Consider the following 24447-nt stretch of genomic DNA (forward strand, 5'->3'; position numbering starts at 1 on the left):
CTTGGCGCTGCGCCCCGGGCCTCCCGCCCGCGCCGTTCCCGACGGCCGGCCCCCCCCCTGTTCAACCGCGGGCGCGCCCGCCCCCCCCCCCCCCGCCCCCCCACGACCCGGGGTGCCGGCCGCGGCGTGTCAGGCCACGAAGGTGCGCAGGTTCTCCGCGGTGCCGGGGCCCGCGGTGTCCAGCAGGCGGGCGGCGCCCGCCAGGCGGGCGGCCGCCTCCTCGGCGACCGGGCCGCCGACGGTGAAGGGCAGCCGTACGTAGCCCTCGAAGGCGCCGTCCACGCCGAAGCGCGGGCCCGAGGGGACCCGCACGCCGACCCGCTCCCCCACCTCGGCCAGGCGCGAGCCGGACAGCCCGCCGGCCCGGGCCCACAGGGTCAGGCCGCCCTGGGGCACCTCGAACTCCCAGTCCGGCAGCTCCCGGCGCACCGCCGCGACCAGCGCGTCGCGGTTCTCCCGGGCCTGGCTGCGGCGCAGGGCAACCGCCTCCTGCCAGCCGCCGGTGCGCATCAGCCAGTTGACGGCCAATTGCTCCAGCACCGGGGTGCCGAGGTCGGCGTAGGCGCGGGCGGCGACCAGGCTGCGGATCACGTCCGGTGCCGCGCGGACCCAGCCGATCCGCATGCCGGCCCAGAAGGCCTTGCTCGCCGAGCCCACGGTGATCACGGTGGAGCCGGCCGGGTCGAAGGAGCAGACCGGGCGCGGCATCTCCAGGTCCGCCTCCAGGTGGAGCTCGATCATGGTCTCGTCGACGACCAGCACGGTGCCCGCCGAGCGGGCGGACTCGACGAGCGCCCGGCGCTGCTCCTCGTCCGCCAGGGCGCCGGTGGGGTTGTGGAAGTCGGCGACGACGTACGCCAGGCGCGGGGCGGCGTCGCGGAAGACCTGGCGCCAGACCGGCAGGTCCCAGCCGGCCAGGCCGTCCGCCATGGCCACCGGCACGAGGCGGGCGCCGGCGGCGCGCATGAGCTGGAGGATGTTGGCGTAGGAGGGCGACTCGACGGCGATGCGCTCGCCGCGGCCGGCGAAGAGGTGGCAGATGGCGTCCATGGCGCCCATCGCGCCCGTGGTCACCATGATCTGCTCGGGCATGGTCGGGATGCCCTTGGCCGTGTACCGGTCGGCGAGCATCCGGCGCAGCGCGGGGAGCCCGGCCGGGTAGTCGCCGTGGGTGTGGGCGTACGGCGGCAGCTCCTCCAGCGCTCCCTGGACGGCCCGGGTCAGCCAGGGCTCGGGGGCGGGCAGGGCGGCGCAGCCGAGGTCGATGAGGGAGCCGAGGGACTCCGGGGGCAGCGGCTCCAGGCCGCGCGCGGGCAGCGGGTTGCCCGCGGGGACCGCGGTCCAGCTGCCGGCGCCGCGCCGGGACTCCAGGAAGCCCTCGGCGCGCAGGGCCTCGTAGGCGGCGGCGACGGTGGTGCGGCTGACGTTGAGGGCGACGGCCAGTTCACGCTCGGCGGGCAGCCGGGCGGCGACCGGGACCCGGCCCTCCAGGACCAGCACCCGGATCCCGTCGGCCAGGGAGCGGTACGCGGGGGGCTTGCGGGCACCGGCCGAGGCCGGGCGCGGCTGCTGGGAGCCGATGAGCCGGGCGAGCTGCGCGGCGCCCACCGCCGAGGTCCACTGAGCCATGCTGTCCGGTCCACCTTCGTCCGATTGGCCATCGAGGCCGTTCCGAGGGGCGCTATTGGATCGCGTTTCCCGGCTCCCAGGGTGTCATGTGGCCTGTGCCCACCACCAGGGGGGTGTGTGCCTGGTCTCTGTTCACCTCCCGGCCGTTCCGCGTGGCGTGCGGGGATGCATACTGCGGCCGTGACGCACGTACGCACCCCCCACCCGTATCTGGACCACCCCGCCCCGATCCCCTTCGCCCACCGCGGCGGGGCGGCGGACGGGCTCGAGAACACGGTGGCCGCCTTCCGGCGCGCCTCCGAGGCCGGCTACCGGTACTTCGAGACGGATGTCCACGCCACCCTGGACGGCAAGCTGGTCGCCTTCCACGACGCGACGCTGGACCGGGTCACCGACCGGGCCGGCCGGATCGCCGACCTGCCCTGGCGGGAGGTGAGCGAGGCGCGGGTCGCGGGCGAGGAGCCGCTGCCGCTCTTCGAGGAGCTGGTGGACGCCTTTCCCGAGGCCCGCTGGAACATCGACATCAAGGCCGAGTCGGCCCTGCACCCGCTGATCAACCTGATCGCGCGCAGGGGCCTGTGGGACCGGGTGTGCGTCGGTTCGTTCTCCGAGCGCCGGGTGGCGCGGGCGCAGCGCCTGGCGGGACCCCGGCTCGCGACCTCGTACGGCGTGAGCGGCGTCCTCGGGCTGCGGCTGCGCTCGTACGCGATCCCGGCCGCCCTGCGGGCCGGCGCGGTGGCCGCGCAGGTGCCGGAGACCCAGGCCGGCATCCGCGTGGTCGACCGGCGGTTCGTCGAGACGGCGCACGCGCGGGGCCTGCAGGTCCACGTCTGGACCGTGAACGAACCGCAACGTATGGAGGCTCTGCTCGACCTGGGTGTGGATGGCATCATGACCGACCGGATCGACATCTTGCGCACGGTGCTGGACCAGCGCGGGGCCTGGGCCTGAGCGCCCGCTCCCCCGTGCCGGGTCACCTCCTCCCGTGCCTGACGGGGACAGCGAGGGGGCACGGGTGACTGCGGAGACCACGGACGGGGCGGACGGCCCGCCGGAGGCGGTCGCGGCCGGCGGCGAGGCCGCGGGCACGGCGGCCGAGCGGCGGCGCGAGCAGCACGGCTGGTACTTCTACGACTTCGCGTGCTCGGTCTACTCGACCAGCGTGCTGACGGTGTTCCTGGGCCCGTACCTCACCGCGGTGGCCCGGGCGGCCGCCGACGCCGAGGGGTACGTGCACCCGCTGGGCGTCCCGGTGCGCGCCGGGTCGTTCTTCGCGTACTGCGTCTCCCTGTCGGTGATCGTGGCGGTGCTGGTGATGCCGCTGGTGGGCGCCGCCGCGGACCGGCGGGGCCGGAAGAAGCCGCTGCTGGCGGTGGCGGCGTACACGGGTGCGGCGGCCACGGCCGGGATGTTCTTCCTGAGCGGCGAGCGCTACCTGCTCGGCGGCTTCCTGCTGATCGTCGCGAACGCCTCGCTCGCGGTCTCGATGGTGCTCTACAACGCCTACCTGCCGCAGATCGCCGAGCCGGACGAGCGGGACACGGTCTCCTCGCGGGGCTGGGCCTTCGGCTACACCTCGGGCGCGCTGGTGCTCGTCCTCAACCTCGTCCTGTTCCAGGGCCACGAGTCCTTCGGGCTCTCCGAGGGCGCCGCGGTGCGGATCTGCCTGGCCTCGGCCGGCCTGTGGTGGGGCGCCTTCGCGCTGATCCCGCTGAAGCGGCTGCGGGACCGGGCGGTGGTGCGGGCCGAGGGCGAGGGCCCGGCGGCCGGCACCGGCTGGAAGCAGCTGGTGGCCACGCTCAAGGACATGCGCAAGCACCCGCTGACGCTGTCCTTCCTGCTGGCGTACCTCATCTACAACGACGGCGTGCAGACCGTGATCTCGCAGGCGTCGGTGTACGGGTCCGAGGAGCTGAAGCTGGAGCAGTCCACGCTGATCGTGGCGGTCCTGCTGGTGCAGGTGCTCGCGGTCGTGGGCGCCCTGGGCATGGGGCGCCTGGCGCGCTCGTACGGGGCCAAGCGGACGATCCTGGGCTCGCTGGCGGCCTGGACGCTGACGCTGGCGGCGGGGTACTTCCTGCCGGCCGGGGCGCCGGTGGCGTTCTTCGTGCTGGCCTCGATGATCGGGCTGGTGCTGGGCGGGAGCCAGGCGCTGTCGCGCTCGCTGTTCTCGCACCTGGTGCCGCGCGGGAAGGAGGCCGAGTACTTCTCCGCGTACGAGATGAGCGACCGCGGGGTGAGCTGGGTGGGGCCCCTGGTGTTCGGTCTGACGTACCAGCTGACCGGCAGCTACCGGGACGCGATCATCTCGCTGGTGGCCTTCTTCGCGCTGGGGTTCGTACTGCTCGCACGGGTGCCCGTACGGCGCGCCGTGGAGGCTGCCGGAAACCCGGTTCCGGACCGGATTTAGACGTCGAAGTCAAAGGCCGGTAGTGTACGCCTTTGGCCTGCCAGGCGGACCGTTACTGCGTGCTGAAGAAGTGAAGACGTTGGGTGACATCTGCTGCCAGATGTGACAAAACGGGCATTGGTGGGTACAACAAGGGGCGGCACGACGGGCGACGCATGACCCGGAGCGGGAATCTATACCGCCGACCGGACGTTGTCCGGATGACGACGACAGCGACACCTGTCCTGTGGGCGACAAGCCCGGGAGGCACGATTCATGAGTGAGCGAGCTCTCCGCGGCACGCGGCTCGTGGTTACCAGCTACGAGACGGACCGTGGCATCGATCTGGCCCCGCGCCAGGCGGTGGAGTACGCATGCCAGAACGGACATCGATTCGAGATGCCGTTCTCGGTAGAGGCGGAGATTCCGCCGGAGTGGGAGTGCAAGGCGTGTGGCGCCCAGGCACTCCTGGTGGACGGGGACGGGCCCGAAGAGAAGAAGGGCAAGCCTGCGCGAACGCACTGGGACATGCTCATGGAGCGGCGTACCCGCGAAGAGCTGGAAGAGGTGCTGGCCGAGCGGCTGGCGGTCCTTCGATCCGGCGCCATGAACATCGCCGTGCACCCGCGCGACAGCCGCAAGTCCGCGTAATCCGCGTACGCACCGCACAACGAGCCGAGGGCCGTGCCACCTGGTGGCACGGCCCTCGGCTCGTTGTGCGCGTCGCCCCTACGGGGTCAGCGGCGGACGCGGACGGTCGTACGGCCGGTCCTCGTCGCGGATGACCTCGCCCTGGACGACCTTGCCGTCCGGGTAGTGGATGCGGGCCTGCCGGAAGGCGCCGCCCAGGCTCCCGGAGCCCGCCGCGGCGATCCGGCGCTCGAAGGTCCGTCCCAGCATCCTCGCGATCCGCTCACGAACGCCCGGGACCAGGCACAGCAGCCCCGCCACGTCGGACAGCAGGCCCGGCACCATCAGCAGCAGGCCGCCCAGCATCGTCATGGCGTTGCCGCTGCCCCTGGCCGGCGGCGGGGCCGTGGGCCTCTCCCCCGCCTGCATCTGCGCCTGGGCCTGCCGCATGCCGTCCGTCAGGTTCCGGAAGGCCCGCCGGCCCGCCCGCTTGATGACCACGGCTCCGAGCACGAAGCCGCCGGCCAGCAGGGCGAAGACGGTCAGGCCACCGGCCGCGTTTGCGACCAGGGTCAGCAGCCAGATCTCCAGCACCACCCAGGCCGCCACGGCGAGGGGCAGCAGGGAACGTGCTCGGGAGCGCTTGGGGGCCGTCGAGGTGGGAACGCCGGTCATCATGCTCCCAGTGTGCCCGCCACCCTGCCGGAGCGGCATAAAGCGGTCGGTTCGGCCCGACGGCCGAGGAGGCCGGCCACCGGCCCCGCGGGGGCACCGGCCCCGCGGGGCATCAGCCCCGCCGGAGCTCAGCCCCGCCGCCCCAGGATCTTCCCCGCCCGCGTGGCCAGTCCCCAGGCGGTGACCCGCCACAGGGCCTCCACCACGATGTCGCGGCTCATCTTGCTGTCGCCGAACTCGCGCTCGACGAAGGTGATCGGCACCTCCACCACGTGGAAGCCCGCCTCGACGGCCCGCCGGGCCAGGTCGACCTGGAAGCAGTAGCCCTGGGAGGCGACCCGGTCCAGGCCCAGCCCCTCCAGGGTCTCCTTGCGGAAGGCGCGGTAGCCGCCGGTCACGTCCCGGATCGGCACGTCCAGCATCAGCCGGGAGTACGTGCTGCCGCCGCGGGAGAGCAGCTTGCGGTGCGCGGGCCAGTTCACGACGCGGCCGCCGGGCACCCAGCGCGAGCCCAGCACCAGGTCGGCGCCCTTGAGCGCGGTGAGCAGCCGGGGCAGTTCCTCGGGCTGGTGGGAGCCGTCGGCGTCCATCTCGATCAGCACGCCGTAACCGTGCTCGATGCCCCAGCGGAAGCCCGCGAGGTAGGCGGCGCCGAGGCCCTCCTTGCCCTTGCGGTGCAGCACCTGGACGTGGTCGTCCTCGGCCGCCAGCTCGTCGGCGATCTTGCCGGTGCCGTCGGGGCTGTTGTCGTCGGCGACCAGGACGTGCGCCTCCGGTACGGCCGCGCGGACCCGGGAGACGATCGGCCCGATGTTCTCCGCCTCGTTGTAGGTCGGAATGATCACCAGTGCCGTGCCGAGGGGACCGTACTTCCTCCCCCGGACTCCGTCCGCGGGGATCCCCACACCGCCGTCGCTCACTGATACCCCTTAACGCGTCCGTTCACAGGGTCCCCACCTTAGCGAGGCGGGCCGCCGGTTCCGCGGATCGGGGCCCGGAGTCCTTCGGGCCGGCCCGACGCCCGCCGGCTGCGGGCGGCCGGGGCCGTTGTCTACTGGAGCCGGGCCCCACCCGGTTCGCACCGTCCCCCGGGCCCTCGGCAGCAGGGGGGACCCCCACTCGGTGAAACCTTTCCCTCGCCCCCGAGGCGCGGGCGCGCGGTCGTACGGGTCCTGCCGAGTCGGACGTCCTGTGGTGGACGCCGCAGAAGGTACCCGGGGACCGCCGCCGCCTGTCAACACGGCTGCTCACCCCTGCGGGCGTACGTACACCGTGCGTCCGCCGACCACCGTGGACAGGCATTCGGGCAGCGGCTGCCCGGGGGTCAGGTCGGGCAGGCCGGGGGTGCCGGAGCGGGGGTCCGTGGACCAGCGGGCGACGCGGTCGTCCGGCGCCTGGACCACCAGGTCCCCGGTCCGCCAGACGGCGTAGTCGGCGGGGGCGCCGGGCACCAGGACGCCCGCGTCGTCCCGGCCGACGGCCCGCCAGCCGCCCCGCGTGTGCGCGGTGAAGGCCGCCCGTACGGAGACCCGGTGTTCGGGCGTGCGGTGGAACGCGGCGGCGCGCACGGTGCCCCACGGGTCGAGCGGCGTGACCGGGGCGTCGGAGCCGAAGGCCAGGGCCACGCCGGCGCGCAGCATCGCGGCGAAGGGGTTGAGCGTACGGGCCCGCTCGGCGCCCAGCCGGTCGGCGTACATGCCGTCCTCGCCGCCCCAGGCGGCGTCGAAGGCGGGCTGCACGGAGGCGGTGAGGCCCAGCTCGGCGAAGGCGGCGATGGTCCCGGGCGTGACCATCTCGGCGTGCTCGACGCGGTGCCGGGCGGCCCGGATCCGGCCGGTGCCGAGCTTCTCGGCGGCGGCCCGGAAGCCGTCCACCACGGAGGAGACGGCGGCGTCGCCGATGGCGTGGAAACCGGCCTGGAGCCCGGCCTCGGTGCAGGCGACCACGTGGGCGGCCACGTCGGCCGTCGTCAGGTGGGCCACCCCGGTGTGCGGGGCGTCCTGGTACGAGGCGTGCAGGCAGGCGGTGTGGGAGCCGAGGGAGCCGTCGACGAAGAGGTCGCCGGCCGCGCCGACGGCACCCAGCTCGCGGGCCTTGTGGACGTCCTGCTCGGCCCAGTAGCCGAACACCCGGGGTCCGGGCTCGGCGGCGGCCAGCTCCAGCAGGCCCGTGAAGTCCTCGGGCGAGGAGATCTCGGGTCCGCCGCACTCGTGGAGGGTGCCGATGCCGAGGGAGGCCGCCTGGTGGCGGGCGGCGCGCTGGGCCTCGGTGCGCTGGGCGGGGGTGAGGGCCGCGTAGGCGGCGGCGCGCACGGCGTGGTGGGCGTCGCCGGTCAGCGGCTCGCCGTCCAGGAAGCCGGTGCGGTCGCGCACGCCGGGGACGAGGTCGAGCAGGGCCGTGGTGACGACCGCGGAGTGCACGTCGACCCGGGTGAGGTAGAGGGGGCGGCCGCCGGTGGCGGCGTCGAGCTCGTCGCGGCGCGGCGCGCGCCGTTCGGGCCAGCGCGCCGCGTCCCATCCGTGGCCGAGCAGGACCCGGTCGCCGGGCCGCCGGTCGGCGTGTTCGCGTACGAGTTCCAGGGCCCGGCCCAGGGTGGGTGCGCCGGACAGGTCCAGCCCGGTCAGGGCGAGGCCGGTGGCGGTGGTGTGCACGTGGGCGTCGGTGAACGCCGGGGTGACCAGCGCGCCGTCGAGGTCGACGACCTCGTCCACGCCGTCGGCGAAGGCGTCGGCGGCGCCCTCGGAACCCACCCAGGCGATCTCCCCGCGCTCGACGACCATCGCGGTGGCGAACGGGTCGGCGGGGCTGTGCACCTCTCCTCTGCGGAGCAGGACGGTGCGGTCGGTTCCGGCTGCGGGGGTGCCCGCGGGGGTGGTGGTGCGCTCGGTCATGCGGAACAGTCTCGCGCCTTCGTGGGGCGCCGGTCGCCACCGGGGGGGCGGTGATGCTGTTCGGCCGGGTGAGGCCTCCGGGGCCGGCGCGGGCCGGCCGGTGCGGGGGCGGGTGGGGCTCAGACGCGGGGTGGCCGCGATTCGTAGGGGGTGGACAGGACCACGGTGGTACGGGTCGACACCCCGGCCAGGGCGCGCAGGCGGCCCAGCAGGTCCTCCAGCTCCAGGGGGGTCGCCACCCGGACCTTGAGGATGTAGTTCTCGTCGCCGGCCACGCTGTGGCAGGCCTCGATCTCGGGCACTCCGGCCAGGCGCTCGGCGATGTCGTCCGGGGCACTGGGGTCGAAGGGCTTGACCGAAATGAACGCCGTCAGGGGGAGCCCGACGGCCTCGGGGTCGACGACCGCGGCGTACCCGCGGATCACCCCACGCTGCTCCAGGCGGCGTACTCGTTGGTGGACCGCCGACGTGGACAGGCCGGTGGCCTTGCCCAGGTCCGTGTAGCTCATCCGCCCGTCTCTGACGAGCAGATCCACGATCTGCCGGTCCAATTCCTCCATTGCGCTCATAGCCGCCCAACCTATTGCCCCGGGGCGCTCCCGGCACAGTGGCGACGGCCCCGGAAGTGGCACCTGCGGCAGGCATGTGACCAATGCCACAAGGGTATGAACGCGTACGCCGGAGTGTTGTGGTTACTCGTGCCGCGTGGCGGGAAGTGCTTGCTGTGGCCGAGGCCCGAACCGTCTGCCCGGCCCACCCAAGGGGGAGTACATCCATGCCGAACACCAAGCGTTCCGGGCGCACCGAACCGGAGCCCCTCGATAGCGACGTCCTCGCCGACGACGAGTCCGAGACCTACGATTCGTTCGAGGTCCACCACGCGACCTGCCCGGACTGCGGACAGTCGATCGCCCTCGTCGCGGACGAGGAGTTCCTGCCGGAGCACGGGCTCTGCCTGTCCCCGTGGAACCCGTTCGGGCTCACCGTCTGCCGCGGCACCGGCCGGCCGGCCGTCGAGACCGAGCCCGCCGAGGGCGCCGAGGACGCCGGGGAGCTGGACGTCGTCCTGCTGACGCTCCCCCAGGGGCTGGACTGGCGTACCCAGCCGTTCTCGCACGTGGGCGGGCCGGGCTCGCGCCCGGTCCGGATGCAGCTGCCCCAGATGCGGCAGCACGTACAGGCCGCCTGAGGGCCCGTACGCACCGACGGCTCCTGCGCCGCGGCCCGTACGGACCCTGCGGGCCGCGGCGTCACCAGTAGGTGCCCTCCACCATGGCCGCCAGGCTCGCGTGGTGCAGGATCAGCCCGTCCGGGTCGGCGGGCACGGCGACCTCGCCGAAGTGGGCCTGGCGGTAGGCGATCCGGAGCATCACGATCGCGTGCCGCAGGGCCGCGTAGAGGGTGTGGAACTCCATGTCGCGCGGGGCGTGGCGGGTGAGTTCCGCGTACCGCGTCTCGATGTCCTCGCGGCGCAGGAAGTCGGGGAGCCCGGCCTGTCCGAAGCCGACGGTCAGGTCCTGGAAGAAGCGGTGCAGGTAAACGGTCCAGCCGAGGTCCACCTCGCGCGGGGCGAAGGCGGCCATCTCCCAGTCGAGCACGGCCGCGGGCTCGAAGCCGTCGTAGACGATGTTCCCGATGCGCGCGTCGCCCCAGTTGAGGACGGCGGGGCCCTCGTCCGCGGGCCACAGCTCCTCCAGCCGGTCGAAGGCGCGCTCGATCAGGGGTGAGCGGGACAGGCCGTCGACCACCCATGCGTAGTAGGCGCGTTGGGCCTCGACGTGCCGGCGCAGCGGGCTGCCGGCGCCCTCCGGGAGCAGGAACTCGGCCTCCTTCGCCGGGAACTGGTCGTGCAGGCGCGCGAGGACGGAGATGCTCGACTCCTGGAGCCGGGCGCGTTCGGCGTCGGTGGCGGCGTGCAGCCAGTTGCCCTCGTACGTGTAGGGCATGACGTCGGGCGGTACGCGGCCCTCTGCGCGCTCCATCACGAAGAACGGGGCGCCGAGCGGCCCCGGGTCCTCCTCCAGCCAGCGCACCCGGGGCACGGGCACGTCCGTGTGCCGGGCGACCAGGCTCATCACCCGGTACTGGCGGGGCAGGTCGTAGGTCGGGAAGACCGTGTACGCCTCGGGGTCGGCGGCCAGCCGCAGGGCGCAGGCGCGGAGCGGGGCGTCGGGGTGCTCGATGTCGAAGAGCAGGGTCTCGCTGGACATGCCGTTGGACGCGGGGACGGAGACGTTGGCCACCCGCGCGCCGGGGAGCTCCCGGCCGAGCCAGGCGGTGAGCCGCCTGCCGAGTTCCTCGGGGTCGCGGGTGGAGGTGCGGGGGCGGGGCGCGGTTGCCATGCGGTGTTTCCCCTCGGCTGGTGTCGGCGGATTCGGGTGGGGCTCAGGGGGCGACGGAGTCGTAGCCGGTGAAGCCGCTCGGGTCGTGGCGGCCGAAGCTGCCGTGCTCGAAGATCCCGTAGCCGGTCTGCCCGTCGAGGGTGAAGCGGGCCGAGTGGTCGGTGACGCCGAAGGCGGCCATCGGGTGCGCGGCCGGGTCGGAGAGGTCGTAGACGCGGCGGTCGGTCCAGCCGCGGCCCTTCCAGGTGCCGTGCTGCCAGTCGGTGGCGGGCGGGTAGCCGGCGCCGACGGCGATCGGGTTGGACGCGAGGATCTCCACGCCGAGTTCGAGCGGTTTGCGCATGGGGTCGGTGAGGTGGACGACGGCGCGCTCGGGGTGCCGGGTGCCGGAGCGGTAGGTGATCTCCGTGTGCGGCCAGCCGAGTTGGACGTCGGGGCGGCCGCTGCCGTCCGGGTGGACCAGCAGGGCCTCGTTGAGGGTGCGGTGGCCGTCGGCGTCCTCCTGGGCGATGACCATCAGGAAGCGGTCCTCGAAGCGGACCGGGATCCAGAGCCAGTGGAAGCCCTCCGGCCGGTGTTCCTCGGCGGCGCGGCCGCCGTCCTCGCCGGGGATGGGCCGGACGCCCCAGCTGCGGTCGCGGGTGCCCGTCCACTGCTCCGCGGTGACCTCGTACTCCTCTCCCCCGGCCCGGATCAGGCCGGTGACGTGACCGGCCTGGACGAAGCGGCGGCCCTCCAGCATCAGCCGGTCGCCGCGCCGCTGGACGTGGTGGGGCTCCCAGACGGCGGGGAAGTCGGCGGTCCAGGTGAGCTCGTACGCGAGGCCGTCGGGGTCCCCGGGGTCGGGCTCGCAGCGGAGGGTGATCCGCTTCAGCGGCTCGTCCACGACGATGCGGAGCGGGCCCACGGAGAGGTTCATGCGGTCGTCGCCGAGCGCGTCCGAGGCGCGGACGGCGAGGAGTTGGTCACCGCGGCGGAGGGTGGCGTACGCGTCGATGACCCCGGTGTTGGGGTAGACGCCGAGCCCCACGACGAGCACGGCCCGGCCCGCGTGGTCGAACACGTGGAAGATGCACCGGTCATAGGCGTTGCGGTCGCCGGTGACCACGTGCTTCATCGACAGCGGGGCCTGGTGGATCGGGTACTCGTCGAGCGCGATGGGACGGTCCGCGGGCACGTCAAACCTCCTGGCTACGGGCGGGCAAGCGGATATGACGGTACGTCAGAAAGTGCCGCCGGACCATACTCGTGTCACCCGCTGACACGAAACCGTGCGGGGACGGGGAGGGGACCGGCGGAGGTCCCCGAGGCGCGGGCACCGGCCGGACGGGCGAGGTTCCCCACGACGACCGGGACCCGGCCGGGGCGGCCGACCCGACCGCAGACAGGCCGGAACGCACCCGGCCGGGGCGGTACCCACGAGCGCGGCGCGCGGCAGGAAGAGGAGAGGGGGCCGGACGGGAGCGAGACAGCGGCGACGCGCCGGGCGACGCCACGGGCTGGCGGAGCGCGGCCGAGCCGGCTCGCGGGAGCGGGAAGCAGGCGGGCCGGGCGGTGGCGGGGACCACGCGCCGGGGCGCCGTCAGCACGCCGGCAGCCCGGATGGCGCCCGTGAACCGGGGCCACGGCGTGCGGCGGCGGGGTAGTGCCGTCCGGCAGGAGCCGGACGGGGTCGGCGCCGCACCCTCAGCGCGCTCGCGCGCGGTTCCGGACCGGACGTCCGGGGCGCGGTGGCCGCCGTGCCCGGCGGCGGGGGGGCGGCCGGCGGGGCGCGCTGACGCACGGGTCCGGCGGGAGGTGCTCGCGCTGGTGCGCGACTCGGATTCGGGCCTACGGCCGGCCGAGTCGGCCCGGGGGGCCGGTCGGCCTGGGGGGCTGGTCGGCCCGTGGGGGCCCGGTCAGCCTGGGGGGCCTTCGCGGCCCTGCTCGACGACCCCGCCGGCCCGCGGATCCGCGTGGACGGCGACTGCGGACCGGACCGCCGGAGCGACCCGCACCCGCGGCACGCGTACGCGCGGGCGGTCCTGCTCGACGACCCCGCCGGCCCGCGGATCCGCGTGGACGGCGGCTGCGGACCGGACCGCCGGAGCGACCCGCGCCCGCGGCACGCGTACGCGCGCATCGGCCCCTGGCCGTCTTCCCGCGCCGGAACCCCCGGTGCGAGTGGACGGGGCGGCACGAGCACGCCCGGCCCCGGGCGGCCCTGGGTACCCGTCGAACGGATGGGCCCCCTCTGGAGGGGATTACCTGGGGGGTGCGGGACGCGTTGGCCGGTCATGACCATGCTGCAGTCCGCTCCCAGCACCGGGCGACGACGCAAGCCGACGTCGCCCGGTTACGAAGAATCGGTTCAGCACCACCCGGCCGACCCGCCGATCTACCGCGCCCTGCTCGCCCGCTGGGCCACGGACGGGCGCACCCTCCCGGGGCGCCGCGACCCGGAGTGGTCCCGGCTCACCTCGTCCCCGGTCTGGCCCGGCGGCCGCGACCCGTTCTGAGACGGCCGGACCGTGGGCCGCCGCCGCGTCAGCGGCTCTCCGGGCCCGCCAGGTGACGGGCGATGACCATGCGCTGGATCTGGTTGGTGCCCTCCACGATCTGGAGCACCTTCGCCTCGCGCATCAGCCGCTCCGCCGGGAAGTCCTGGGTGTAGCCGTAGCCGCCCAGCACCTGCACCGCGTCCGTGGTCACGCTCATCGCCGCGTCGGTGCAGAAGAGCTTCGCCATGGCCGCCTGCCGCGAGAACGGCTTGCCCGCGTCCCGCAGCCGCGCCGCGGCCAGGTAGAGCGCCCGGCCCGCCTCGATCTTGGTGGCCATGTCGGCCAGCATGAAGCGCAGCCCCTGGAAGTCCGAGATCGGCCGGCCGAACTGCCGGCGCCCGCCCGCATAGGTCAGGGCCTCGTCCAGCGCCGCCTGCGCGACGCCGATCGCGCAGGCCGCGATGCCGAGGCGGCCCGAGTCGAGGGCGGCGAGGGCGATCGTGAAGCCCTGGCCCTCCTCGCCGAGGCGGCGGGAGTCGGGCACCCGTACGTCGTCGAAGTGGAGCTGGGCGGTGGGCGAGCCCTTCATGCCCATCTTCTTCTCCGGGGCGGCGGCGGTCAGGCCGGGGGCGTCGCCCGGGACCAGGAAGGCCGTGATGCCGCGCGGGCCCTCGCCGCCGGTGCGGGCGAGCACGGTGTAGAAGTCCGCGATGCCGCCGTGGGTGATCCAGGCCTTGGTGCCGTTGATCACCCAGTCTCCCCCGCCGTCGCGCACGGCCTTGGTGCTCAGGGAGGCCGCGTCGGAGCCCGAGGAGGGCTCGGAGAGGCAGTACGCGCCCAGCAGGCCGCCGCCGAGCATGGCCGGCAGGTGCTCGGCCCGCTGCTCCTTGCTGCCGAAGCCGGCGAGCCCGTGGCAGGCCAGGGTGTGCACGCTGGCGCCGAGGCCGACGGTCAGGCGGGCCGCGGCCAGCTCCTCCAGGACCTGGAGGTAGACCTCGTACGGCTGGTCGCCGCCGCCGAAGTCGGACGAGTACGGCAGACCGAGCAGCCCGGCCTCGGACAGCAGGGAGAAGACCTCGCGCGGGAAGTGCCCGGCCTCTTCCTCCTCGGCGGCGCGCGGCCGGATCTCTCGCTGCGCGATGTCGCGTACGAGCGCGAGGAGGTCACGGGACTCCTCGGTCGGCAGCTGTCGGTCCACCGGCTGCGGGGCGCGGTCGGTCATGGCGGCGCTCTCCTCCCTGGTCGGGCACGGCGACGACGCGTCCAGGGTTCGGCCGCGGCGCCGGATGTTCTGTGCTCTCACAGCCGATGCTGCCCTCCCGGGTCGCGGAAGGGGCTGATCAGCGGCTGCGGCGGGTCGAGTATGCCCGACAATCCCCGCCGCGTCACGGGTCCAAGATCGACTACGGGTAACCGCGGGAAACCCTAGGAAGGAGGGGGTGCGGGGCACTCCGGGACGAACTCCTCGATCACGGTCAGGGTGCCCCGCAAGGTCCGGACCAGGAGGGCGCCGAGTTCCTCCCGAGGGGGTACCGGGCCGGGCGTGCCGGGCGCGATCCAGTCGAGGGTGACCCCCTCGACACCGCTCAGCCAGCCGATCAGGGCGAGCCTGGCCAGCGGGGGTACGGAGCGCCTCCCGTACGCGCCCTCGGCGATGGTGGCGACCAGTTCCTCGCGGACCGCGTCGCGGATGGCGAGCACCTCGGCGTCCGAGCCGACGCCGCCGGTCACGATGGTGCGGTAGGCGGCCTGGTGGTGCTGGGCGTAGTGGAGGTAGCCGTCGACGGTGCGGCGCACCCGCTCTCCGCGGGGGAGGTCGGTGTCGCTGCCGGCGCGGGCGACGAGTTCGGCGACGGAGTCCTCGACGATGGCGAGGTAGTAGCCGCGCTTGCTCTTGAAGTAGTAGTAGATCAATCCCTTGGCGACACCGGCGTGTTGGGCGATGTCGTCCACGGAAAGCGCGTCGTAGGCCGTGTCGGCGAACAACTTCCGTCCGGTCGCTATGAGTTCGGCCCTGCGGGCCTGCGAACGCTCGGTGGTTCCGCGCTGTCGACTTCTCTTCAATCGGGCGCCCCAGCCTCGAACTGCCTCAGGTTGCCCGCAGTATGGCAGCCGGGGCCGGGGCGGAGGGCTACAGCAGGCCGGTCTGGGTCACGAACATCGCGAGGACGACCACCAGCGTCCAGCCGGCGACGTGCTCGAGCCACTTGTGGCCGTCCTTGGGACCGCCGGTGCGGACGAGCTTCCGGGCGCGGGTGAGGGCAGCGGTGTTCGCGGTCATGATGTCTCGCTTGTGGTCGTCTGGCAGTGAACGTCCCCCGACGTCCGTCCAATGTGCCAGTCCATCCGGGTGCGCGGGTAGAGACGTTCGTCACGCCGGGGCGGGCCCTGGGTCCGGGCGGAGCACGGTGAGGGCGTCGTGGTCGCGGCCTGCGGCGAGGAGGCGGGAGGCCAGCGCCGCCGTCCCCTGAGGGATCCGGGCGGCCGCGGCGGCGGCCGCGGTGCTCCGTCCGGCCCCTCCGGACCCTCGGGCCCGTCCGGCCCCTCCGGACCCTCGGGCCCGTCCGGGCCGTCCGGTCCCGGCCGCCGCCTCGGCCCGTCCCCCGGCCCCCGCATGTGTCGGAACACCGCCCGCCCCCGTCGCCTCGTCGGTCCCGATCCGACCATTCAGCCGCACCGAGCGTGCCCGCCGCAGGCGAATCGGTCAGAGGACGCCCACCTCGCGCAGGGCGGCGAGCTGGGGCGGGGTCGGGCGGGCGGGGGCGTAGAGGTAGCAGACGCCGCCGGACCCCGAGACCACCTTGCCGGCCGCGTTGTGCCGCTTCGTGCGGAGCCAGACGTTCTCGAACTCCCGGCGCGCGTAGACCCGGCGGACGGCCGGGTCCGAGGCCGAGTTCGGGTCGTTGGCCACCACGTCGCCGGCGGCCGTGAAGCCGATCACCGTCATCAGGTGGCCGGCCGTCCCGTAGCCCGCGCCCGTCAGCTCCCCCGCCAGGAAGGACTGCGAGGTGATCGCCGGGATGCCGGCCCGGACCAGGGTCTCCAGGTCGGTCAGGGAGCGCAGCCGGGTCACCACGCCGGCCAGGTCCTCGTAGGTGGCGGCGTAGGCGGCGTTGAAGGGCCAGTTGCCGCAGCCCTTGTACTGGGCGTCGTACGTGCGCCGCGCCGCGTGGCAGACCTGCGGGTCCTCGTACGACGGGTCGACCCAGGCCAGCTCCTCCGCAGAGGGTCCGCGCCCCCAGTACTCGACGACCATCTGCGAGGAGGTCGGGCTGCACCAGGCCTCGCCGCCGTTGTCGTACTCCGGGTACCGGCCGGCGTGGATCTCCTGCGAGTAGCGCGGTACGTCGAGCTCGTGCGCCGGTCCCGGTTCCGAGGCGGGCACCGTGAAGCGGTCCGGCACGTCCGAGGCCATCGCCCCGGCGAGCCAGACGACCGGGGTGAGCCCGGAGCGCGGTGCGCGGTGGAGGGTCAGCCGGAGGCGGTAGCCGGTCAGGCGCAGCCCGGCCGCCGGGTCGTCCACCGAGAGGGTGTCGGTCCAGACGGTGCTCCTGCCGTCCTTCTGCCCGTCGACGGAGGTGCGCCGGATGTCGGTCTCGCCGGAGGCCCAGCGGGCCATCACGTACCAGGGCGTGGTGGTGCCGTCGGAGTAGTCGGCGCACAGTTCGACCTGGATCCAGGTGCCCTCGGGGGTGCAGGCGTTCCAGGAGGCGATCAGCTCGGTGGCGGGCACCGCGGGCCGGTGGAGGGGGGAGGTCCAGCTCGCGTACTCCCAGGCGGCGGTCCGGCCCGTGTGCGGGTCGGTGTAGTCGGTACGTCCCTCCGGCGCGGCGATCAGCAGGCCCGGGCGGCGTCCGCCGACGGCGGCGGTGCCGTGGTGCTCGCCCGACCGCCAGTGCGAGTAGGCGTACCAGAACCGGTTGTCGACCGTGGGGGCGTCCGTCTCCCGCTCGTCGTCCGGCGCCGCCCCGTCCCCCGGCTGTGGGTCCGCGCCGGCGGCGGTGGGCACGGAGGCCGCCGTGGCGGCGGCGAGGGCGGCGGCCAGGACGGCCCGGCGGGGTGTGGCTGCGGTCATCGGCGGGGGTCCCCCAGTCGGATCAGGTCGGGGTGGTCGGGCGGCGGGGTGCGGTCGGGCAGCGGGTGTGGTCGGGATGCGGACGCCGCCCGCGCGGCGGGTGCCGCGGGTGCGGCGGGTGCGGCGGGTGCCGCGGGTGCGGCGTGCGCGTACGGTGCCCGCCGGCGCCCGCGCGGCACCCCCGCCACTATCCCGGCCCGTGGGGGCCGCTGCCAGGGTCCGCGGCTCGTGTCGCGGGCCGTGTCGGGGCCCGGCGTACGCTGAGGGCGTGCACCGACTCGAAGACCTGGCCGCCGGGCTGGCCGCGCTGCCCCCCTCCCTCGGCCCGGTCCGGCTGATCGCCGTGGACGGCCACGCGGGCTCGGGCAAGAGCACCTTCGCCGGGCGGCTGGCGGCGGCCCTGGGCGGGGCGCCGGTGCTGCACCTGGACGACGTGGCCACGCACGGGGAGCTGTTCGCGTGGACCGGCCGGCTGCGGGCGCAGGTGCTGGAGCCGCTGTCCGCGGGGCGGGCGGCGCACTGGTCCCCGTACGACTGGGTGGCGCGCCGCTTCGGGCCGGAGCGGGTGCTGGAGCCGGCGCCGGTGGTGCTGATGGAGGGCGTCGGGGCCGGGCGGCGGGAGCTGCGCCCGTACCTGGCGGGGCTGCTGTGGATGGAGACGCCCCGGGCCGAGTCCTGGGGGCGCGGCCGCCGGCGCGACGGCGCGGAGCTGTCCGGTTTCTGGGACGGATGGGAGCGCGCGGAGCGCGCGCACTTCGCGGACGACCCTTCGCGCCCCTTCGCCGACACTCTGGTGCGCCAGAGGGATACGGGATACGAGTGGACTTCCGGGGCTCCTGCGACGCCGGGAATCCTCGGTTCCGTCACTCAGGGTCACGACCTGCCCCGGGCCTGAGCGGAGCCCGCGGAGGCACCTCAGGGAGCCCTCCGCGCCCGCTTGACCTGGCCCGTGGGGAGGTCTTACGTTCTCAATGTGCGGTCTTCCACGACCGACACGGACACGAAGCCCCCGATTGTTCCCCCGTGATCGGGGGCTTCGTTCTGTCCCGGGGCGCTTTCCGGCCATCCCCACCCCTCTCTTCCCTCACCCTCCGTCACCACCGCCGCTCGGGTCCCGCGCGGGAACGTGGCGACGACAGCCTGTGTAAGGACCGTCACCGCAGGTACGATGCGACGGATTTCACGGCTCAGTCGCGCAACTCCCGTCCTCGACGCGGAGGTTTGGTCAATCCGGCAGCCGGGCAGGGGCTCGGTCGCGCACCACGGGGGCAGGCTTGTGGGGGATGGGATGGACTTCGGCACGCAGGGCAGCCCGCACGCCCCGGCCGAACTCGCCTGGCTGCGGGGAGTGGACGCCTACACGATGGGCGCCTACCCGCAGGCCGAGGAGGAGTTCAGGTCGGCCGTACGACTCGATCCCGCGATGGCCGACGCGTGGCTCGGGCTGCACGCGCTGCGCGTGGACACCACGAACGCGCTGTTGCGCATGTACGCCCACCGCGAGCGCTTCGGCGAGCAGCGCGCCCGGCACCGGCGCACGCTGAACTCCTGGTACTGGCTGGGCTGGTGGGTGCAGCCGGTGCTGGAGAGCCGCCGGGACCTGTTACTCGCGCACGCCTCGCACTGGCTGGACGGGCGGCACGTACCCGAGCTGGACCAGGCGCTGGCCGGCCTGCCGCCGGTGGACGCCGACCCGCAGGTGCGCTTCCTGCACGCCTGCCGGGCGTACCTGGTGAAGGACTGGGACCAACTGGTCCGGCACACCGAGCCGCTGGTGGACGACGCGCTGCTGGGCATCGAGGCCGGGCTGTTCGGCGGCATGGCACGGGTCCGGCTGGAGATGTACGGGCAGGCCGAACCGATGCTGTCGGCGGCGCTGATGCGCTGCCGCAGCGAGCAGCCCCAGCGCAAGGAGCTGCGCTACTGGCTGGCCCGGGCCCACGAGGGCACCGGCCGCAGTGCCGCCGCGCTCCCCCTGTACCGCGCGGTGCACCGGGTGGACCCGGCCTTCATGGACACCGCCGCCCGGCTGACCGCGATCGCCGAGGGCGACGGGCTGGACGGCACGGACGGGCTGGGCGGCTACGAGCCGGGCGTCGACCTGGCCGCCGTGGCGCTCTCCGGCAGCCTCGGGCAGGACGCCCTGGACGGCGCCGCGGAGACGGACGGCGCCGGGGGCGGGGAGCCGCCCGACGGACGCGAGCCGCGCTTCGGTCCGGGGCTCGGCGGGCAACCGGTGGGCTCGGGGGTGCCGCGCGAAGGGGTGCGCCGCCGGTTCTCCGTACCCCCGCAGGCGGCGCCGTCGGGGCTGCCGGCCGGGCCCTCCGATCCCGCGCTGCTGGCGGAGGCGCTGGCCGAGCTGGAGCGGATGGTCGGCCTGGAGCCGGTCAAGCGGCAGGTGAAGGCGCTCTCGGCGCAGCTGCACATGGCCCGGCTGCGGGCCGGCCAGGGGCTGCCGGTCCAGCCGCCGAAACGCCACTTCGTCTTCTCCGGGCCCTCCGGTACGGGCAAGACCACGGTGGCCCGGATCCTCGGCCGGGTCTTCTACGCGCTGGGGCTGCTGGGCGGCGACCACCTGGTGGAGGCCCAGCGGGCGGACCTGGTGGGCGAGTTCCTCGGGCAGACCGCCGTGAAGGCCAACGAGCTGATCGACTCGGCGCTGGGCGGGGTGCTGTTCGTCGACGAAGCGTACAGCCTCTCCAACTCCGGCTACAGCAAGGGCGACGCGTACGGGGACGAGGCGCTCCAGGTGCTCCTCAAGCGCGCCGAGGACAACCGCGACCACCTCGTGGTGATCCTCGCCGGGTACCCGGCCGGCATGGACCGGCTGCTCGCCACCAACCCGGGCCTGTCCTCCCGCTTCACCACCCGGGTGGACTTCCCCAGCTACCGCCCCCTGGAGCTGACCGCCATCGGCGAGGTGCTGGCCGACGGCAACGGCGACCGGTGGGACGAGGAGGCCCTGGACGAACTGCGCAGCATCAGCGGGCACGTGGTCGACCAGGGCTGGATCGACGAACTGGGCAACGGCAGGTTCCTGCGCACGCTGTACGAGAAGAGCTGCGCCTACCGGGACCTGCGGCTCGCCGGGTACGCCGGCAGCCCCACCCGCGAGGACCTCGCGACCCTGCGCCTGCCGGACCTGATGCAGGCGTACGGGGAGGTGCTGTCCGGCAGGGGGCCGCAGGACCGGGGACGGTCCGAACCGCCGCCCCTGTAGGCGGCGGCCCGGACCCCCCGGACCCCGACCCTCTGGTCCCGGACCCCCGGTCCCGGACCGCCGGTCCGGGAGCCGGGACGTCCCGGGCCTCAGACGCGGGCGAGCCGGAAGGTGCGGTGTGCGGGGTCGCGGACCTCGCCCACCAGCATCTCCAGGACGTCCTCCAGCGTGACCAGGCCGATGATCCGGCCGCCCTGGTCGGCGACCTGGGCCAGGTGGGTGGCGTCCCGGCGCATGACCGTCAGGGCGTCGTCGAGCGGGAGGTTGGCGCACAGGGTGGTCATCCGCCGCCAGACGTGCTGCGGCACGGCCCGCTCCCGGTCGTCCAGGTCCAGTACGTCCTTGACGTGCAGGTAGCCCATGAAGGCCCCGCTGTCGGTGCGTACCGGGAACCGGGAGTAGCCGGTGCGGACGGTGAGCTGTTCGATCTCGCGCGGGGTGGCCGAGGGGGCGACGGTGACCAGGTGGGCGCTGTCCAGGAGGACGTCGGTGACCCGGCGGCTGCCGAGCTCCAGGGCGTCCTCCAGGCGCTCCTGCTCGACCGGCTCCAGGAGACCGGCCTGGCGGGAGTCCTCCACCAGCCGGCCCAGCTGGGAGCTGGTGAAGACGGCCTCCACCTCGTCCTTGGGCTCGACCCGGAACAGCTTGAGCACCAGGTGGGCGCAGGCCCCGAGGGCCGTGGTGACGGGGCCGCAGATCCGGGCGAAGCCGACCAGCCCGGGGGCGAACCAGAGGGCCGCCTTCTCGGGGGCCGCCATGGCCAGGTTCTTCGGCACCATCTCGCCGACGACGAGGTGGAGGAAGACCACGGCGGCGAGGGCGACGGCGTAGCCGAGGGGGTGGATCAGGCCCTGCGGCACGTGGGCCCAGTGGAAGACGGGCTCCAGCAGGCGGGCCACGGTGGGCTCCGCGACCGCGCCGAGGGTCAGGGAGGCGAGGGTGATGCCGAACTGCGCGGCGGCCATCATCCGGGGCAGGTTCTCCAGTCCGTACAGCACCCGGCGGGCGCGGGCGGACGTGGCGGCCAGCGGGTCGATCTGGCTGCGCCGTACGGAGACGAGGGCGAACTCGGCGGCCACGAAGAAGCCGTTGGCGAGCACGAGCAGCAGCGCGAAGAGGAGTTGGAGGGTGTTCACCGGCTGACCGCCATCTCCGCCTCGGGCGAACCGCCGGGACCGCCGGGGCTCCCGGGGGCTGGCGCGGTGCGCACCAGGCGGACCCGGTCGGCGCGGTAGCGGCGGACCTGGCGCACCGAGAGCTGCCAGCCGGGGAGTTCGGCGTGGTCCCCGGGGGCGGGGATGCGGCCGAGGAGGTCGGCGACCAGGCCGGCGACCGTCTCGTACGGGCCCTCCGGTACGTCCAGGCCTATCCGGCGCAGGGTGTGCACGCGGCAGCTGCCGTCGGCGTCCCAGGCGGGGCGGCCGTCCTCGGCCGGCACGGTGGCCAGCTCGGGGGTCTCCGCCTCGGCCCGGTCGTGCTCGTCGCGGACCTCGCCGACGAGTTCCTCCACGATGTCCTCCAGGGTGACGACGCCGGCCGTGCCGCCGTACTCGTCGACGACCACGGCCATCGGCTGCTCGTTGCGCAGGCGTTCGAGCAGCGGCTGGACGGGCAGGGTCTCCGGGACCAGCAGGGGCGGTACGGAGATCCGGCCGACGGTGCTGTGCAGGCGGTCGGCCTCCGGCACGGCGAGGGCGTCCTTGAGGTGGACCACGCCGACGATCTCGTCGATGCGCTCGCGGTAGACCGGGAAGCGGGACAGGCCGGTGGCGCGGGTCAGGTTCAGCACGTCGGCCGCGGTGGCGGTCGACTGGAGGGCGCTGACCTTCACGCGGGGGGTCATGACGTGCTGGGCGGTGAGGCCGCCGAGTGAGAGGGTGCGCACGAACAGGTCGGCGGTGTCCTGCTCCAGGGCGCCCTGTTCCGCCGAATGGCGGACGAGGGAGACCAGCTCGCCGGGGGTGCGGGCGGAGGCCAGCTCCTCGGCGGGTTCGACGCCGAGGGCGCGCACCAGCCGGTTGGCGACGGCGTTGAGGGCCGCGATGACCGGGCGGAAGGCCCGCGAGAAGGCGTGCTGGGGGCCGGCGACGAAGCGGGCCACCTGGAGGGGACGGGAAACGGCCCAGTTCTTGGGCACCAGTTCGCCGACCACCATCTGCACGGCCGCCGCGAGGAGCATGCCGACGAGCACGGCGACGCCGGGTACGGCGCCTCCGGGCAGGCCGGTCGCCCGGAGGGGGCCGGTGAGCAGGGCGGCGAGGGCGGGCTCGGCGAGCATGCCCGTCACCAGGGAGGTGAGGGTGATGCCGAGCTGGGTGCCGGAGAGCTGGAAGGACAGCTCACCCAGGGCCTTGACGACGGTGCGCGCCCTGCGGTCGCCTTCGGCGGCGGCGCGCTCGGCGTCGGGCCGGTCCACGGTCACGAGGCCGAACTCGGCGGCCACGAAGAAGCCGTTGGCGAGGATCAGGGCGAAGGCCGCCGCGAGAAGCAGTAGCGGAATGGTCATGCCGCCGCCTCCGGGGAGGTGGCGGCGCGGGTACTACCGGACGATCCGTCCATTGCTGGAGGGAGTCACTCCTCAAGTCGCAGGAGCCCACGGGCCACGGGGTCCCGGGGCGCGGGGCGGGGGCACGCGCGTGCGCCCCGCCACCAGGGTAGTCATTGGGGTCCCGACCGCAATGGCGGTCAGTTGTCGTGCGCGCCGGTGCCGCGGGATTCCGCGAGGGCGCGCAGCGCCCGGGCGTCGGCGACCGCCTGCTGCCGGGCGACGCCCGGCTGGATGCCGAGGGCGGGCAGGCTGGTGCCGTCGCTGAGGTCCAGGAAGACCCAGGGGTCGCCGGGGCGGAGGTTGACGCGCAGGATCTGCGCCCACTCCAGGCGCCGCTTGGTGGTGAGGTTGACCACCGTGACGCCGCCGTCGTCGGCGACGACCTTGGGGCGGCTGAGCAGCACCAGCACGGAGGAGAGCAGGACGGCCGTGAAGACGAAGCTGATCCGCTCGCCCGTGCTCAGGCGCTCCAGCATCAGGGCGATGACCGTGATGGTGGTGAACATGGCGAGCCCGACGCCCAGCAGGACGGCCCGGGTACGGGTCGGCCGGAAGGTGACCGGCAGGGCGGGTGCTTCGGCGCGGGCGGCGGACTCGCTCATGGTGTTCTTGAGGCCTTTGCGATGACGTGACGAGCCGGGACGACGGGGTGGGTCAGAGCCGGCAGGCGTGGATCGAGGTGGTGAGGATCGCGCGGGCGCCCAGCTCGTACAGGTCGTCCATGATCCGCTGGGCCTCCTTGGCCGGGACCATGGCCCGGACCGCGACCCAGCCCTCGTTGTGCAGCGGGGAGACGGTCGGGGACTCCAGGCCCGGGGTGAGGGCCACCGCGCGCTCCAGGTGCTCGGCGCGGATGTCGTAGTCCATCATCACGTACGAGCGGGCAACCAGGACGCCCTGGAGGCGGCGCAGGAACTGCTGGACCTGCGGGTGGTCGGTGTCGGCGCCCTCGCGGCGCACGACCACGGCCTCGGACTTGAGGATCGGCTCGCCGATGACCTCCAGGCCGGCGTTGCGCAGGCTGGTGCCGGTCTCGACGACGTCGGCGATGACCTGGGCGACGCCGAGCTGGATGGCGGTCTCGACCGCGCCGTCCAGGTGGACGACGGAGGCGTCGATGCCCTGCTCGGCGAGGTGCTTGGCGACGATTCCCTCGTACGAGGTGGCGATCGTCATCCCGTGGAAGTCCTCGGGGCCCTTCGCGGTGCCGGGCCTGGTGGCGTACCGGAAGGTGGAGCGGCCGAAGTTCAGCGGCAGGATCTCCTCGGCGTTGGCGCCGGAGTCGAGCAGCAGGTCGCGGCCGGTGATGCCGATGTCGAGCTTGCCGGACGCCACGTAGATCGCGATGTCCTTGGGCCGCAGGTAGAAGAACTCGACCTCGTTCTCGGGGTCGACGGTGACGAGCTCCTTGGACTCCTTGCGCTGGCGGTAGCCGGCCTCATGGAGCATCGCCGACGCAGGTCCGGACAGTGAACCCTTGTTGGGGACGGCGATGCGCAGCATGAGGTCGGTTCCTTTGTTCGCGTGGGGAGCGCTGTGCGGAGCGGGTGGGGAGGGGTGGACGCGGT

At 74.2% G+C, this 24447-nt stretch carries 22 protein-coding genes; 7 read left to right on the forward strand and 15 right to left on the reverse strand.

Annotated elements, in window-relative coordinates:
* Positions 1-129: 129 nt before the first annotated feature.
* Entirely contained in the window at positions 130-1629 is a 1500-nt protein-coding gene (locus ACIQUR_RS19280) for a PLP-dependent aminotransferase family protein (RefSeq protein ID WP_403665588.1), read from the reverse strand.
* Positions 1630-1794: 165 nt separating this feature from the next.
* Between ACIQUR_RS19280 and ACIQUR_RS19285 the strand changes: the two genes are divergently transcribed.
* The 3 genes from ACIQUR_RS19285 to ACIQUR_RS19295 all read left to right on the forward strand — a co-directional run bounded on the left by ACIQUR_RS19285 (position 1795) and on the right by ACIQUR_RS19295 (position 4669).
* Entirely contained in the window at positions 1795-2580 is a 786-nt protein-coding gene (locus ACIQUR_RS19285; protein WP_403665590.1) for a glycerophosphodiester phosphodiesterase, read from the forward strand.
* A 64-nt stretch (positions 2581-2644) separates the two neighbouring features.
* Positions 2645-4039 carry an MFS transporter gene (locus ACIQUR_RS19290; RefSeq protein ID WP_403665592.1) on the forward strand — a complete coding sequence of 465 codons (1395 nt, stop codon included), beginning with the start codon at positions 2645-2647 and terminating at the stop codon, positions 4037-4039.
* Between the two features lie 255 nt (positions 4040-4294).
* The gene (locus tag ACIQUR_RS19295) at positions 4295-4669 is read left to right on the forward strand and encodes an RNA polymerase-binding protein RbpA (RefSeq protein ID WP_003959706.1); all 375 of its coding nucleotides are present in this window, start codon (positions 4295-4297) and stop codon (positions 4667-4669) included.
* A gap of 78 nt (positions 4670-4747) precedes the next feature.
* Here ACIQUR_RS19295 and fxsA read toward each other — a convergent pair whose 3' ends face one another.
* The 4 genes from fxsA to ACIQUR_RS19315 form a co-directional block, all read right to left on the reverse strand.
* Positions 4748-5326, reverse strand: coding sequence for an FxsA family membrane protein (gene fxsA / locus ACIQUR_RS19300; RefSeq protein WP_403665594.1), 579 nt, complete (start codon positions 5324-5326; stop codon positions 4748-4750).
* A gap of 125 nt (positions 5327-5451) precedes the next feature.
* Positions 5452-6228, reverse strand: a complete 777-nt coding sequence (locus ACIQUR_RS19305) for a polyprenol monophosphomannose synthase (RefSeq protein WP_403666254.1) — start codon at positions 6226-6228, stop codon at positions 5452-5454.
* Positions 6229-6570: 342 nt separating this feature from the next.
* The gene (locus tag ACIQUR_RS19310) at positions 6571-8214 is read right to left on the reverse strand and encodes an amidohydrolase (protein ID WP_403665596.1); all 1644 of its coding nucleotides are present in this window, start codon (positions 8212-8214) and stop codon (positions 6571-6573) included.
* 119 nt (positions 8215-8333) lie between these two features.
* Positions 8334-8774, reverse strand: a complete 441-nt coding sequence (locus tag ACIQUR_RS19315; RefSeq protein ID WP_399947838.1) for an Lrp/AsnC family transcriptional regulator — start codon at positions 8772-8774, stop codon at positions 8334-8336.
* Positions 8775-8989: 215 nt separating this feature from the next.
* Between ACIQUR_RS19315 and ACIQUR_RS19320 the strand changes: the two genes are divergently transcribed.
* Positions 8990-9403 carry a hypothetical protein gene (locus tag ACIQUR_RS19320; protein ID WP_403665598.1) on the forward strand — a complete coding sequence of 138 codons (414 nt, stop codon included), beginning with the start codon at positions 8990-8992 and terminating at the stop codon, positions 9401-9403.
* A 61-nt stretch (positions 9404-9464) separates the two neighbouring features.
* Here the strand turns inward: ACIQUR_RS19320 and ACIQUR_RS19325 are convergent, their stop codons facing one another.
* Together ACIQUR_RS19325 and ACIQUR_RS19330 are read right to left on the reverse strand one after the other, a co-directional pair.
* Positions 9465-10556 (reverse strand): phosphotransferase family protein, encoded by a 1092-nt coding sequence (locus tag ACIQUR_RS19325; RefSeq protein WP_403665600.1) that lies wholly within the window; start codon positions 10554-10556, stop codon positions 9465-9467.
* 43 nt (positions 10557-10599) lie between these two features.
* Positions 10600-11673: a hypothetical protein gene (locus ACIQUR_RS19330; RefSeq protein WP_403666257.1), complete on the reverse strand. Its 1074-nt coding sequence runs from the start codon at positions 11671-11673 to the stop codon at positions 10600-10602.
* Between the two features lie 1159 nt (positions 11674-12832).
* On the opposite strand from ACIQUR_RS19330, the gene ACIQUR_RS19335 reads away from it, so the two are divergent.
* The gene (locus ACIQUR_RS19335) at positions 12833-13054 is read left to right on the forward strand and encodes a hypothetical protein (protein WP_399947340.1); all 222 of its coding nucleotides are present in this window, start codon (positions 12833-12835) and stop codon (positions 13052-13054) included.
* A gap of 28 nt (positions 13055-13082) precedes the next feature.
* Here ACIQUR_RS19335 and ACIQUR_RS19340 read toward each other — a convergent pair whose 3' ends face one another.
* The 4 genes from ACIQUR_RS19340 to ACIQUR_RS19355 form a co-directional block, all read right to left on the reverse strand.
* Complete coding sequence (locus tag ACIQUR_RS19340; RefSeq protein ID WP_403665602.1) at positions 13083-14258, reverse strand: acyl-CoA dehydrogenase family protein; 1176 nt, start codon at positions 14256-14258, stop codon at positions 13083-13085.
* Between the two features lie 203 nt (positions 14259-14461).
* Positions 14462-15100, reverse strand: a complete 639-nt coding sequence (locus ACIQUR_RS19345) for a TetR/AcrR family transcriptional regulator (RefSeq protein WP_403665604.1) — start codon at positions 15098-15100, stop codon at positions 14462-14464.
* A gap of 67 nt (positions 15101-15167) precedes the next feature.
* Positions 15168-15317 (reverse strand): SCO1431 family membrane protein, encoded by a 150-nt coding sequence (locus ACIQUR_RS19350; protein ID WP_403665606.1) that lies wholly within the window; start codon positions 15315-15317, stop codon positions 15168-15170.
* A gap of 423 nt (positions 15318-15740) precedes the next feature.
* Positions 15741-17111 (reverse strand): peptidase C39 family protein, encoded by a 1371-nt coding sequence (locus tag ACIQUR_RS19355; RefSeq protein WP_403665608.1) that lies wholly within the window; start codon positions 17109-17111, stop codon positions 15741-15743.
* A 268-nt stretch (positions 17112-17379) separates the two neighbouring features.
* On the opposite strand from ACIQUR_RS19355, the gene ACIQUR_RS19360 reads away from it, so the two are divergent.
* Both ACIQUR_RS19360 and ACIQUR_RS19365 read left to right on the forward strand, forming a co-directional pair.
* A complete protein-coding gene (locus ACIQUR_RS19360) occupies positions 17380-18006 on the forward strand; it encodes a uridine kinase (RefSeq protein WP_403665610.1) in 627 nt (208 codons plus the stop codon).
* Positions 18007-18399: 393 nt separating this feature from the next.
* Entirely contained in the window at positions 18400-20331 is a 1932-nt protein-coding gene (locus tag ACIQUR_RS19365) for an AAA family ATPase (RefSeq protein ID WP_403665612.1), read from the forward strand.
* 89 nt (positions 20332-20420) lie between these two features.
* Here the strand turns inward: ACIQUR_RS19365 and ACIQUR_RS19370 are convergent, their stop codons facing one another.
* From ACIQUR_RS19370 to hisG, 4 genes are all read right to left on the reverse strand, one after another.
* Positions 20421-21467, reverse strand: coding sequence for a hemolysin family protein (locus ACIQUR_RS19370; RefSeq protein ID WP_403665614.1), 1047 nt, complete (start codon positions 21465-21467; stop codon positions 20421-20423).
* Entirely contained in the window at positions 21464-22837 is a 1374-nt protein-coding gene (locus tag ACIQUR_RS19375; protein ID WP_403665616.1) for a hemolysin family protein, read from the reverse strand. Before ACIQUR_RS19375 ends, ACIQUR_RS19370 begins: the two co-directional genes overlap by 4 nt.
* Before the next feature lie 179 nt (positions 22838-23016).
* On the reverse strand, positions 23017-23481 hold the full coding sequence (locus ACIQUR_RS19380) for a PH domain-containing protein (protein ID WP_403665618.1): 465 nt from the start codon (positions 23479-23481) through the stop codon (positions 23017-23019).
* Between the two features lie 52 nt (positions 23482-23533).
* Positions 23534-24382 carry an ATP phosphoribosyltransferase gene (gene hisG, locus ACIQUR_RS19385; protein WP_403665620.1) on the reverse strand — a complete coding sequence of 283 codons (849 nt, stop codon included), beginning with the start codon at positions 24380-24382 and terminating at the stop codon, positions 23534-23536.
* Between the last annotated feature and the right edge of the window lie 65 nt (positions 24383-24447).

Origin of the sequence: Streptomyces sp. NPDC101132 (assembly GCF_044759225.1) — a bacterium.
In the GTDB taxonomy this organism is placed as follows: Bacteria; Actinomycetota; Actinomycetes; order Streptomycetales; family Streptomycetaceae; genus Streptomyces.

Excerpts from the sequence above, each read along its gene's own strand:
- ACIQUR_RS19380 (WP_403665618.1), bottom strand. The coding sequence starts at position 23,481 with ATGAGCGAGTCCGCCGCCCGCGCCGAAGCACCCGCCCTGCCGGTCACC.
- hisG (WP_403665620.1), bottom strand. The coding sequence starts at position 24,382 with ATGCTGCGCATCGCCGTCCCCAACAAGGGTTCACTGTCCGGACCTGCG.
- ACIQUR_RS19280 (WP_403665588.1), bottom strand. The coding sequence starts at position 1,629 with ATGGCTCAGTGGACCTCGGCGGTGGGCGCCGCGCAGCTCGCCCGGCTC.
- ACIQUR_RS19295 (WP_003959706.1), top strand. The coding sequence starts at position 4,295 with ATGAGTGAGCGAGCTCTCCGCGGCACGCGGCTCGTGGTTACCAGCTAC.
- fxsA (WP_403665594.1), bottom strand. The coding sequence starts at position 5,326 with ATGATGACCGGCGTTCCCACCTCGACGGCCCCCAAGCGCTCCCGAGCA.
- ACIQUR_RS19325 (WP_403665600.1), bottom strand. The coding sequence starts at position 10,556 with ATGGCAACCGCGCCCCGCCCCCGCACCTCCACCCGCGACCCCGAGGAA.
- ACIQUR_RS19375 (WP_403665616.1), bottom strand. The coding sequence starts at position 22,837 with ATGACCATTCCGCTACTGCTTCTCGCGGCGGCCTTCGCCCTGATCCTC.
- ACIQUR_RS19320 (WP_403665598.1), top strand. The coding sequence starts at position 8,990 with ATGCCGAACACCAAGCGTTCCGGGCGCACCGAACCGGAGCCCCTCGAT.
- ACIQUR_RS19335 (WP_399947340.1), top strand. The coding sequence starts at position 12,833 with ATGACCATGCTGCAGTCCGCTCCCAGCACCGGGCGACGACGCAAGCCG.
- ACIQUR_RS19285 (WP_403665590.1), top strand. The coding sequence starts at position 1,795 with ATGCATACTGCGGCCGTGACGCACGTACGCACCCCCCACCCGTATCTG.
- ACIQUR_RS19365 (WP_403665612.1), top strand. The coding sequence starts at position 18,400 with ATGGACTTCGGCACGCAGGGCAGCCCGCACGCCCCGGCCGAACTCGCC.
- ACIQUR_RS19350 (WP_403665606.1), bottom strand. The coding sequence starts at position 15,317 with ATGACCGCGAACACCGCTGCCCTCACCCGCGCCCGGAAGCTCGTCCGC.
- ACIQUR_RS19355 (WP_403665608.1), bottom strand. The coding sequence starts at position 17,111 with ATGACCGCAGCCACACCCCGCCGGGCCGTCCTGGCCGCCGCCCTCGCC.
- ACIQUR_RS19315 (WP_399947838.1), bottom strand. The coding sequence starts at position 8,774 with ATGGAGGAATTGGACCGGCAGATCGTGGATCTGCTCGTCAGAGACGGG.
- ACIQUR_RS19330 (WP_403666257.1), bottom strand. The coding sequence starts at position 11,673 with ATGAAGCACGTGGTCACCGGCGACCGCAACGCCTATGACCGGTGCATC.
- ACIQUR_RS19310 (WP_403665596.1), bottom strand. The coding sequence starts at position 8,214 with ATGACCGAGCGCACCACCACCCCCGCGGGCACCCCCGCAGCCGGAACC.
- ACIQUR_RS19340 (WP_403665602.1), bottom strand. The coding sequence starts at position 14,258 with ATGACCGACCGCGCCCCGCAGCCGGTGGACCGACAGCTGCCGACCGAG.